A 12,574-nucleotide genomic window follows, 5' to 3' on the forward strand; every position below is an offset into this window, starting at 1 on the left:
AGTTTAAGGTTTATGAGTACAATGTTTATGAGTTCAAAATCATAAAAATATCTTATAAACTCATAAACTTTAAACTCATGAACTTATGAACTCAAGGACTCAAAAAAATTAAAAAATATAGAAATGATAGCAGATGTTTTTATAAAAAGGCCAATCACCGCAATTGTTACCTCATTGGTGCTTGTCATCGTAGGAATCATTGCCTTGACTACATTGCCTATCTCACAATATCCAGATATTACGCCTCCAACCGTTACTGTATCAGGTAACTTTACAGGAGCAGATGCCCAGACGGTGGAGCAAACCACCACCACGCCGATTGAAACACAAATCAACGGTACACCGGGCATGACTTATATGTCGAGTAACAGTACCAGTAGCGGACAAAGTAGTATTAACGTTACTTTCGATATTGGAACAGACGTAAACATTGCCGCATTGGATGTGCAGAACCGTGTAAGTGTGGCACAACCTACTTTGCCAGATGCCGTAAAACGCCTTGGTTTAACGGTTCGTAAGCGTAATCCAAGTATCATGATGGCATTGGCTTTGTACTCGCCAAAAGGTACACATGATGCAAAATTCATCGGAAACTTTGCCAATATCTATGTAAAAGATGCCTTGCAAAGAGTAAAAGGAGTAGGAGATATTGTATCAAGAGCGGATGATTTTGGGATGAGAATCTGGTTGAATCCAGAAAAATTGGCTGCCATGCGTATGACGCCAAGCGATATTACAGCGGCTTTGGCAGAACAAAACCTACAGATTGCAGCAGGTACAATTGGTGGAAATCCACAACCTTCAACGCAAGCTTTTGAATATAGTGTATTGACAAACAGTCGTTTAAATACGAAAGACCAATTTGAAAATATTATCGTTCGTACTGTGCCAGCTACAGGAAGTATTGTGTATTTGAAAGACGTAGCCAGAGTAGAACTAGGAAGATTTGATTATGGCGTAAATGCTTTTGTTTCGGGAAAACCTGCGGCTTTTGTAATTATTTACCTTGCACCAGGAGGAAATACACTAAAAACCTATGAAGGAGTGGTTGCCGCTTTGACGGAAATGAAAAAGACTTTCCCGAAAGATATTGACTACGTAGTGCCTTTAGAATCAGCTTCGGTTGTAAAAGTTTCTATTGAAGAGGTAATTCATACCTTGGTTGAAGCCCTGATTTTGGTAATTCTGGTAGTATTCTTATTCCTTCAAAACTGGAGAGCTACGTTAATTCCAATTTTGGCAATTCCTGTGTCATTAATCGGAACGTTTATTTTCTTTATTCCTTTTGGTTTTACGATTAATACACTTACCCTTTTTGCCTTTGTATTAGCCATTGGTATTGTGGTGGATGATGCCATTGTAGTGGTTGAAGCCGTACAGCACAATATGGATGAATACGGAATGACGCCAAAACAAGCAACTAAGAAAGCCATGAAAGATATTTCTGGGCCAGTAATCGCTATTGCGTTAATTCTTGCGGCAGTGTTTGTTCCAGTAAGTTTTGTGCCGGGAATCGTTGGTAGATTATATCAACAATTTGCTATTACCATTGCAGTTTCTGTAATTCTTTCTGCTTTTGTAGCACTTTCTTTAACGCCAGCATTATGTACAATTATGCTGAAACCATCGAAAGATAAAAATGCTAAAAAGAATATTTTAGAAAAATTCTTCGCTTGGTTCAATACTAAGTTTGATAGCCTTTCACTTTCTTATACAAGAGGGGTTGCGAAATGGATTAAAGCAACGCCAATGGTTTTGGTGATGATGGTTTGTTTATTTGTTGGTTTAGGATATTTGTTCAAAACAAAACCAACAGGTTTTATTCCAACAGAAGATGAAGGACGTTTATATGTAACTTACGAAATGCCAGAGGCGACATCTACAAGCCGAAACGTAGCGTTGTTTCAAACCATTATGAAACGTTTGGAAGTATTGCCAGAAGTAAGAGTAGTAGGTGGTATCGCTGGTTTGAACATCGTAAGTTTTTCTAACAAAACAAACGTTGGTACTTTCTTTGTAAACTTAAAACCTTGGTCGGATAGAGAAGGGAAAGAACATCAAGTACAAGCGGTCATTGAAAAAATTAAAAAGAGTACGGCTGATATTAAAGAAGCCAGAGTCCTTGCAATTGCACCGCCAGCAATTCCTGGACTAGGGCAAACCGCAGGTTTTACGTTTGAACTTTTACAGACAACCAGTCCTGATAATGTACAGCAATTTGAAAAAGTAGCTCGTAAATTTTTGGCGGCTGTCAATCAGCGTCCAGAAATTGGCATGGCATTTACATTCTTTAGTTCACGCACGCCAAGTTATCAGATTGATGTAGATCGTGATCAAGCCAAAAAACAAGGGGTACAAGTATCGGATGTTTTTGGTACACTTTCTACTTTATTGGGTAGTTCGTACATCAACGATTTTACTTTATATGGTAGAAACTTTAGGGTAATGGTGCAGGCAGATAGTAGTTACCGTTCTTCTTTAGAGAAAATCGAAAAGTTTTATGTAAGAAATAACGTTGGAAACATGGTGCCATTAAAAGCTTTGGTAAAAGCAAAAGTGGTTGAGAATGCTGCTTTGATTTCGCATTATAACGTTTATCGTTCTATTGAAATCAATGGTTCGCCAAAACCTGGTTTTAGTAGTGGACAAGCCATTACGGCTTTGAAAGAAGTAGCCGCTACCACCTTGCCAACGGGTTATTCGTATGAATTTTCCGGGATGAGTAGTGAAGAATTAAAAGCAGGCGATAGCACAACATTGATTTTTGGAATTTCTATCGTGTTCGTATTCTTGTTCTTAGCTGCTTTGTATGAAAGCTGGTCGATTCCATTCTCAGTATTGTTTGCCGTTCCGATTGGGGCTTTTGGTTCAATCTTAACGCTTACTTTCTTACCGAATCTCTCTAATAACATTTATGCCCAAATCGGTTTGATTACTTTGATTGGTTTGGCGGCGAAAAACGCTATTTTGATTGTAGAATTTGCCAAAGAACGGGTTGATAAAGGAATGGAATTAATTCCTGCTACTTTAGAAGCCGTACAATTACGTTTACGACCAATCATTATGACTTCCCTCGCTTTCATTCTGGGTGTTTTGCCTTTGGCATTTGCCAGTGGTGCAGCGGCTGAATCTCGTAAAACCATTGGTTGGACAGTATTCGGTGGGATGTTAGCCGCAACCTCTCTAGCGATTTTCGTCGTACCAGTACTTTTTGTATTGATTGAAAAAATTGCAGGGGGAAAGAAAAAGAAGGAAATTGAAACTGATTTAGCAATCGAGTAAAATAATAGTTGAATTGCAAAAAGCTTCATCGTGAAATCGTTTCACGGTGAAGCTTTTTTTGTTTTCTGGTATTAAAAAAATGCAATAGCATAAATTATATGTAGTGGTAACCTTTAGGGGTACCGTTTCTTATCTTAATTAATTAATTGTCAATCGGTAACTGCAAGAGTTACCGCTACATGCAAATACTTTAAAACCTTTGTAAACCTACTTAATCTTTATAACGCTGTTTTACTTCTCTCCAACATTTTTTCATTACAAAGAGTATTAAATACAAAAATCTGTCTATTTAGGAAATAAAGTATTTGTAAATGGCAAAGAGTCAGGATTGGTTTACCCCCTAATTTTGACGAAAAACCAGACAGTATTATGCTTTCTACTTTATAAATTTGTATTATTCAATACAATTGTTGAATAAACGCTTTATTTCTCTAAATTGAAGAGATGTCAAATCTTTGTATTTTATTATTTAATTAATATACACTCAATGTTTATTTCCTTCGCTAAATACAGTTTATATCTAGGAGCATTTCTAGGTTTAAGCTCTCTTGCCCATGAATCTATGACCACACCAGTAAAAGCCGAGAACGCACAGGTGTGGGCAGATACTTTAAATCGACCAGAGGAAAACCGTTTTACAAAAAGCGTACTTTCTAATGACCTCAACGAACCGATGGAATTGGCTGTTGCACCCGACGGTCGTGTTTTCTTTGTAGAAAGAGCGGGCAAATTTTATGTATATGACCCCGTACAGAAAAAAACAAGATTACTTTATGATTTCCCTGTAAAAGCGGTTGATAAATACTTGAATGGTTTATTAGGGATGACGATTGACCCTAATTTTGCGAAAAACCATTATCTCTACTTCTTTTATACTATTGAAGATAAAGGACAAACCAAGCAACGAATCGGAAGATTTAAAGTAAATGATGATAGCACGCTTGATATTGAAAGCGAAAAATCTATCATCGAATTTCCACTTGATTTAGAAGTAAGTGCACATACAGGTGGTTCTATGGCTTGGGATGCTCATGGTAATTTGTTTATTTCAACAGGTGATAATACAGTGCCTTTTGAATCAAACGGACATGCACCTATCGACGAAAGAGAAAAAAGACCCATTTTTGATGCACAACGTTCGGCAGGAAATCCGAACGATTTACGTGGAAAAATTCTTCGTATTCATGTAGAATCAGATGGCTCTTATACCATTCCAGAAGGTAATTTATTTCCGAAAGGAATGGAAGGTACTCGTCCTGAAATTTATGTAATGGGTTGTCGTAATCCATACCGTATTTCGGTTGACCCAGCTACTTCCATTTTATATTGGGGCGAAATTGGTCCTGATGCAGGAACGGATGGCGTACAAGGTCCACGTGGTTATGACGAATTCAACCAAGCGAAAAAAGCAGGAAATTATGGCTGGCCATATTTTGTGGGCGATAACAAAGCGTATAATCAGTATGATTTTGCGACTAAAAAAGTAGGTACTCCTTTTGATGCAAATGCTCTCGTAAACAATTCTCCTTATAATACAGGGATGAAAAATTTGCCTCCAGCTCAAAAAGCAATGATTTGGTATCCATATAATCAATCTGCTGAATTTCCAAAATTAGGTGTTGGCGGTAGATGTGCAATGGGCGGCCCTGTGTATCATTTTGATGCTTCCGTATCAAACCCAAATAAATTGCCTGCTTATTATGATAAAGCTTTATTTGTGTACGATTGGATGCGTAATTGGATTTATGCAGTACGTTTAGACGAACAACAAAATTACCAATCAATGGAAGCATTTATGCCAACGACGGGCGATTTCCGTCGTCCAGTAGATATGGAAATTGGTCCAGACGGTAGTGTTTATTTATTAGAGTATGGTTCGGTTTATGGTATTGATAACGAAGATGCACGTTTAGTGAAAGTGGATTTCAACAGCGGAAACCGTGCGCCAGTGGCACAAGCGATTGCGACGGATACTATCGGACTAGCTCCTTTTAAAGTAGCTTTCACAGGAGATAAAAGCCATGATTTTGATAAAGGAGATAAGTTAAGTTACCAATGGAAATTTGAAGGAAAGGCAATTTCTACCGAAGTAAATCCAACTTATACTTTCAGTAAAAATGGTATCTATAAAGTAAGCCTTACCGTAAAAGACCAATTAGGAGCAAGTAGCACAAGTACTATCAATATTAAAGTTGGTAATACAGTACCAGAAGTAGCCATCGCTACGACAGATAACAGTACTTTCTTCATTCCAACACAAACGCCTTTTAAATATGCTGTAAGTGTGAAAGATAAGGAAGACCAATTGATTGACCCAAAACGTGTTAAAGTGGTGTTGAATTATATTCCTAAAGTGAGTAAAGAGCCACAAATGGGACATCAGCAATTGACTTCTACTTTTAGCTTAGGAAAATCTTTAATTGCTGGTTCAGATTGTAAGGCTTGTCACCAAGTAAATGCAAAATCGGTTGGGCCATCATTCACAGAAGTTTCTAAAAGATATAGGGAAGACAAAACTGCGATTGCTAAATTGGCGAACAAAATCATCATCGGTGGTGGTGGCGTTTGGGACGAACGTGAAATGAGTGCTCACCCACAACTTTCTCGTGAAGAAACCACCGAAATGGTGAAGTATATTCTTTCATTAGGCAACGAACCAATTGAAAATAGAATTCCTCAAAAAGGTTCGGTTACGTTGAAAGAACACGTTGGAAAAGAACAAGAAGGACGTTATGTTTTAACGGCTTCATATACAGATAAAGGTTCGTTAGTTGCTCCACAAGGCAAAACAAAAGCATTATTAGCTTTGAATAAAACAGATGTATTGGTGTTACGCCCAACTAAAGTATATGGTAGCGAAGCAGATGAATTGAACAACGTTAGCCGACAAGGAAAACGTTTGGGAAGTATTCATAATGGTTCATACTTTGTGTTGAAAAATATCGACCTGAAAAATATTGAACAGTTAACTTACCGTTATTCTTCAAGAGATAAAGGAGCAACGCTAGAAGTACATGCAGATTCGCCAACAGGTGCGTTGATAAGTACTTTAAACTATGAGCCAACAGGTAATTGGAATACTTATACAGAGAAGAGTGCGGCACTTCAAGCAACTACAGGAAAGCATGATTTGTACTTTGTATTTGTAAAAACAACAACGCCAAACAAAGATTTATTCAGCTTAGAATGGATAGATTTTGTACCAACTGCTGTAGAGAAATCGGCTACTAAAGCGACGGTTGGAAAGTAAGTATTAGAACATTTTGGTAGAAAATAAAAAGCATCCATTCATCATTGAATGGATGCTTTTTTGTTGGAAGATATATGAAAGTTAATCTTTCTTCACCTTCACTTCCGAGCCTTCTCTCACTTCTTCGGTTGCTACTTTTACTAATTGGTCGCCTTCTGATAAATCACCATAAATTTCTACTTTTCCTTCTGCTTCTCTACCTTTTCGTACTTCTACCCATTCAGCTTTTCCGTTGACGATTTTTACCACGAATACTTTTTCTGGAGCATTCGCCACGGCTGCTTTTGGTACAACAAAAGTCTTTTCTGTGGCTGGGAACGATATTTTTACTTCGGCAACCATGCCTGGTAACAATTTCTTTTGACTGTTATCAATGTCCATTTCAATACGTTCTGAGCGAAATTTTGTGTCTAAAGCTCCCGCCAAACGATTAATTTTTGCTTTAAATACTTCACTTGGAAAAGCTTTTACCGTAAAAGTGATTTCGTTTTTGTCGCCTAAATAAGAAGTGTAAGCTTCTGGAATTAAGACGATTAAACGTAATTTTTTCTGATCTTGTAAAGTAAACATCGGAAACTCTGAGCCTTTGCCTGATGGCCCAACATAAGCACCCACACTGATATTACGAGCCGTAATAAAACCACTGAATGGCGCTCGGATTGCCAAGTAATTCTTATTATCTGCAATTTCTTTATAGCTTGATTTGGCGGCATCTAATTGTGCGAAATCAGCATTTTTGCGTGCTAAAGCTTGGTCTAATTCATTGGGCGAGATTGTACCTGCGGTTTTGCTGGTTTGTAAAAGACGTTCGTACAAAGCTTTACTTGCTGCATATATGGCTTCTTGCGATTGTAATCTTGAAGCTGAGGCTGATAGTTGTGAAGAAAGTTCTGGTGCTTCCATCGTCACTAATAATTGTCCTTCTTTTACTTCAGAACCAACATCTACATTCATTTTTTGTACAAAGCTGTTTACTTTGGCGTATAAATCTACGCTGTGTTTGGCGATTAATTCCCCTGGAATTTGAATCGTGGTTGACATCATTCCTTTTTCCAAAGTAAAAACTTCTACACTGTGTATGGTTGGTGCGGTTGATTTTTCTTCTTTTTTCGTTTCCGAATGCCCGCAACTATTGAATAATATCGTGGCAGCAAATAAACCAGCGACAGTTAAAATTGATTTGATAGCTTTTGATTTCATGGTTGTATTTAGCTGTTAGCTAATAGCTGTGAGCATTTAGCTAACAGTTTTATTTTTGTTGAAAGATTTTAATCACTCAATCACAATTCACTAATTCACTAATTTATTCCTCTCTCATAAATGGTAGGAATATAATGTTTACTTTCCTTGTCTTCTGGGTCGAGAGAAACAGATTCGGTAGAAGTATTTTCTTGAAACCAAGCAAAAACTAAAGGAAGTATAATTAAAGCAGCAAAAGTTGAGGCAATTAATCCGCCAATCACGGCACGAGCCAGCGGAGATGTTTGGTCACCACCTTCGCCCAAACCCGAAGCCATCGGAATCATCCCCACGACCATCGCCACACTTGTCATTAAAATCGGTCGAATCCGCAAGGCTGCTGCTTCTTTGGCTGCTTCCAAAGCATTTCCTGTTACTTTTCGGAGTTGCTCGGCATTGGTAATGAGTAAAACGGCATTGGCAATAGATACGCCGACCGACATGATAATTCCCATGTACGACTGTAAATTCAAGGTAGAATTCGTCAATTTCAGCATTAGTAAAGCTCCTAAAATCACCGCAGGAATCGTTGTGAGAATGACGATAGATACTTTAAATGATTGAAAATTAGCTGCTAACATCAAGAAAATCACCACAATGGCAACTAATAAACCAGCTTGTAAACTGTCTAAAGTTTCTGTCAATACTTTACTTAAACCGATGGGTTCAATGGTTAAACCTCTTGGCAATTCTCCGAGCGAAGCAATCGCTTTACTTACATCTGCTGTTGCTGTTCCTAAATCTTGTTTGTATAAATTGGCAGTTACCGAAAGCGTTGGTAAAGCTCCTAAGTTATCGTTTTCACCATAAATGGTATCGTTCTGAATCGTCGCAACGTCGCTCAGAACGGGCCTTATTGAATTTCTCTGCAAAGCAATTTCGCCAATATCACCCACGCTGGTCATTTTATTTTCAGGAATTTGTACCTGTACACTGTAAGTCAAACCTGATTTTTCATCAACCCAAACACTTTTATCGGTATAACGAGACGAAGAAGTAGAGGCCGTAAGTGTACGTGAAATTTCACTCATATCCACACCCAATTGCGAAGCTCGTACTCGGTCGATATTAATATTAATCGCTGGGTATTTGATGGCTTGTCCCAATTGTACATCTCTCAAATAGCTGATTTCGTTTAATTTAGCAATCAACTTTTTGGCATATTCTTCGTTGTTTTTCTTACTTCTTCCTGCAAAACGTACTTCAATTGGCGTTGGCGAACCTTGGCTTAGAATTTTATCCGTCAATTCAATCGGTTCAAAAGAAAGTTTCAAATCAGGAATGGTTGCTTTGATTCTTTTTCTGAAATCATCCTTGAGTTCTTCCAAATCCACTTTAAAATGTTCGTTTAGTTGAACTTGTAAAACGGCTTCTTGTGGGCCACTCATAAACAAGTAAATCGGACTGGTAGAGAAAAGTCCGGGATGTTGCCCGACGAAAGCAGAAGTAATTTCAACGTTTTCTTTACCAACCATTTTTTCAAGAATGGCGATAGATTGAATCAGTTTTTGTTCGGTTCGTTCAATTCTTGTTCCTTCTTTGGCACGCAAACGTACTTGAAATTGTCCGCCATTGGTTTTGGGTAAAACGTCTCTTCCGATAGTACTTAGCAACAAAAATGCTAAACCAGAAATAACGACTAAATAACTTATAACCAATATTTTACGATAAGGAAAAATCTTTTCAAGCATTGCTAAAAACGAATTTTTGAAACGGTCGAAAATACTTGGTTTTTTAGGAGGATGTTCTACAAAATACTTTTTCTGTGTAATCTGATTGAATTCTGATTGAACACTTATTTTAGAAGCAATGAAATCTTCATTATCTGGCAAATTGGTACTGTGTGGGCGTTCGTGCGTTTTCATCAACCAGTTTGCCATAATTGGCACAAAGGTTTGCGACAAAAGGAATGAAACCAACATTGAAAAACCAATCGCCAAAGCCAAAGGCAAAAACAAAGCTCCAGGAATGCCCGTCATCGTAAAGGCTGGTGCAAAAACTGCCAAAATACAGAAGAGAATCAAGAGTTTCGGGAAAGCAATTTCTTTACAAGCATCCCAAACGGCTAAGGCTTTGGGCTTGCCCAAATCTAAATGTTGGTGAATATTTTCAATCGTTACGGTGGACTCATCGACCAAAATACCAATGGCTAAAGAAAGTCCACTGAGCGTCATGATATTAATGGTTTGTCCGCACAATTGTAAAAAGAGTACGCCAGCAATGATGGAAGTCGGAATCGTCAGGATTACAATCAAAGCCCCTCTGACATCGCCCAAAAAGAGTAAAACCATCAAACCCGTTAAAATTGCCCCAATTGCTCCTTCGGTAAGTAAACTTTTTACGGCATTGATTACATAAACAGATTGGTCGAATTCATAAGAAAGTGTAACATCTTCGGGCAATTGACTTTGGAGTTTGGGCAAAGCTTTTTTAAGATTCTGCACTACTTCCCAAGTAGAAGCATTGGCAGATTTGGTAATTGCCAAGTAAACAGAACGTTTGGCATTGATTAAAGCATAACTTCCCGTAATATCGGCGGCATCTTCTACTACAGCAACATCTCTCAGAAAAAGGTTTTGGACACCACCTTTAAATAGCGGGATTTGCTCAAAATCTTTGACCGTCCTAATCGTCGTGTTGGATGGCGTGATATAATTATAGTCACCAACACGCACGTTTCCAGAAGGAGAAGTTTGGTTATTGAGCCGAATGGCTTCTACAATTTGATCGACCGTCATATTATGCGAACGCATCAATTCTGGGTCGGCTTTAATCACAACCGTTCGCACGTTTCCGCCAAATGGAGCAGGAGAAATCAATCCCGGAATTGAACTAAAAGACGAACGAACATAAGTATTGGCAAGGTCGGATAATTCATTATTGGAACGAATTGGACTACTCAAAACCAATTGCCCAACGGGTAAAGTAGAAGCATCAAAACGTAAAATAAAAGGCGGTTGCGAACCGGGCGGGAAAATTGCTTGGGCTCGGTTACTAAAAGCGGATACTTCTGCCGCCGCCTGAGCCATGTTTGTTCCTTGATAAAAAGTAAGTTTCATCAAGGTTAAGCCTTGTATGTTTTTGGTTTCTATGCTTTTTACACCAGAAACATAGAGTAAAAGATTAACGTATTGACGCCCAAAAAAAGACTCCATTTGTGTAGGCGTATAACCGCCAAATGGATGTGAAATATAAATCACGGGCATATTCATATCAGGGAAAATATCAATTTTGATATTCCTGATGGCATTGATACCAAAGAACAACAAACCCGCCACCAATACAAGTATCGTGATAGGTTTGCGTAAGGCTGTTTTGATTAAATTCATTATTATCTAGCTTGTTTGATGAGTAAATCGATGTCTCCGTTGCTGGCTGCTTTCAATACTAAAGCTTGCCAAACGTTGGCATAGGCAACGCTGATATTGGTTTCTGCTCTGTTCAGCACGAACAAAGCTTGCGTAAGGTCGATGATGTTTGAAAGTCCATTTTTGTACAAAACAGCTTTTTGTTCGTAAACAATGCGAGCCGCATCTAATTGTATCGGTGATTCTTTGTAAGTCAACAAAGCATTTTCAATGCGTTGGTCTGCCAAAATCATTTGGCTTTTCAGTTGATTTTCTATCAAATCGTATTCACTTTTTAAGCCTTCGCTGATAAACTGTTGAGCTTTAATTTGATGATTGATTTTGGTGGGCGACATAAAATTCCAGAACATCCCAGCTCCAAGGATAAAATTACTTCTGGAAGGAGCAATGCCCGAAAAGTAGTTTTTATCCACATGATTATTGGTAGGAGAGTAGTCATAGTCAAAACCAGAGGCTTTCGACTGAAACGAACCGAACACACTAATTACGGGTAGTTTATTTCTGCTCAGGAGTTTCTGCGTATTTTCAGCAATGTTAATGCGTGATTTTACCAATTGAAGAGTCGGATTATTTTCTATCGCTAAAGTAGAACCCAACTGCTCAGGAATTTTACTGAAATATAAAGTATCTAATTGAAAATGCTTTGTTGGCGTGTTCAATAAAATTGCCAATTGGTTAGTCGCCTGTAATTCAATGTTTTGTGCCTCAATTTCTCCGAGTCTGGCATTAGAAACCTCTGCATTAGTAATCGAAGAGTCCACGCCTGCATTCAAACCATTCGCTGTTCTTGCTTTGATTACATCACGCAAGGCTGATACTCTTTTGTAATTCTGCTTACTAATTTCTACGAATTTTTGTGCAGTTAGAAGACTGAAATAGGCTGCGGTGATTTTAATAGCATGAGCAAATTTTTCTTGTTGTAAATCTAATGAATCTCTTGAAACTTGCGAACGGGCAATGTCCACACTTGCTTTTAAGCGACCAAAAGTATATACATCCCAGTTCACGTTTGAGGCGTACAAAGCTCCAAAAGCCGTATTCCAATTTTGGCTTGCTGAACTTGGACCAGCCGCAGCCATCCCAACGCCTCTGTAAGGATACAAAGAGCCAAATTGACCGTTGGCTGTTCCGTAATTGTTTTGTATTGCCGCAGTTACATCTGGCAAAAACTGTTTCTGAGCATTTATTACTAAGGCTTCCGATGCTTTTAAGTAATTCTTTTTGGCTTTGATAGAATTGTAATTTTCTAAGCCTACCTGAATGGCATCGGATAATTTCAAGAAAGGTACTTGTGAAAATGTACTGCTACTGCCCAGAAAACAGCACAGTAAAAACAGAAGACTTATGTATTTTTTGGAAATTATCATACTGAAATGAATGATTGATGTGAAGTGCAATGAAATAGTCTATTGTGTTGACCAAATATATTCAAAGA

General features: G+C 38.2%; 5 protein-coding genes. 2 read left to right on the forward strand and 3 right to left on the reverse strand.

The window, feature by feature from the left end; genetic code table 11:
* The first annotated feature begins 123 nt into the window (after window positions 1–123).
* Together HNP25_RS10850 and HNP25_RS10855 are read left to right on the forward strand one after the other, a co-directional pair.
* Entirely contained in the window at window positions 124–3,282 is a 3,159-nt protein-coding gene (locus tag HNP25_RS10850) for an efflux RND transporter permease subunit (protein ID WP_184134081.1), read from the forward strand.
* 487 nt (window positions 3,283–3,769) lie between these two features.
* Window positions 3,770–6,532 carry a PQQ-dependent sugar dehydrogenase gene (locus tag HNP25_RS10855; RefSeq protein WP_184134083.1) on the forward strand — a complete coding sequence of 921 codons (2,763 nt, stop codon included), beginning with the start codon at window positions 3,770–3,772 and terminating at the stop codon, window positions 6,530–6,532.
* An 81-nt stretch (window positions 6,533–6,613) separates the two neighbouring features.
* Here HNP25_RS10855 and HNP25_RS10860 read toward each other — a convergent pair whose 3' ends face one another.
* The 3 genes from HNP25_RS10860 to HNP25_RS10870 form a co-directional block, all read right to left on the reverse strand.
* Window positions 6,614–7,732 (reverse strand): efflux RND transporter periplasmic adaptor subunit, encoded by a 1,119-nt coding sequence (locus HNP25_RS10860; RefSeq protein WP_184134084.1) that lies wholly within the window; start codon window positions 7,730–7,732, stop codon window positions 6,614–6,616.
* Window positions 7,733–7,830: 98 nt separating this feature from the next.
* Window positions 7,831–11,100, reverse strand: coding sequence for an efflux RND transporter permease subunit (locus tag HNP25_RS10865; RefSeq protein ID WP_184134085.1), 3,270 nt, complete (start codon window positions 11,098–11,100; stop codon window positions 7,831–7,833).
* 2 nt (window positions 11,101–11,102) lie between these two features.
* Window positions 11,103–12,419, reverse strand: coding sequence for a TolC family protein (locus HNP25_RS10870; RefSeq protein ID WP_221432445.1), 1,317 nt, complete (start codon window positions 12,417–12,419; stop codon window positions 11,103–11,105).
* Window positions 12,420–12,574: the final 155 nt, after the last annotated feature.

It is taken from the genome of Arcicella rosea (genome assembly GCF_014204325.1).
GTDB classification, from domain to species: Bacteria; Bacteroidota; Bacteroidia; order Cytophagales; family Spirosomataceae; genus Arcicella; species Arcicella rosea_A.

Coding starts and splice junctions, on each gene's coding strand:
- HNP25_RS10850 (WP_184134081.1), top strand. CDS start 124: ATGATAGCAGATGTTTTTATAAAAAGGCCAATCACCGCAATTGTTACC.
- HNP25_RS10855 (WP_184134083.1), top strand. CDS start 3,770: ATGTTTATTTCCTTCGCTAAATACAGTTTATATCTAGGAGCATTTCTA.
- HNP25_RS10860 (WP_184134084.1), bottom strand. CDS start 7,732: ATGAAATCAAAAGCTATCAAATCAATTTTAACTGTCGCTGGTTTATTT.
- HNP25_RS10865 (WP_184134085.1), bottom strand. CDS start 11,100: ATGAATTTAATCAAAACAGCCTTACGCAAACCTATCACGATACTTGTA.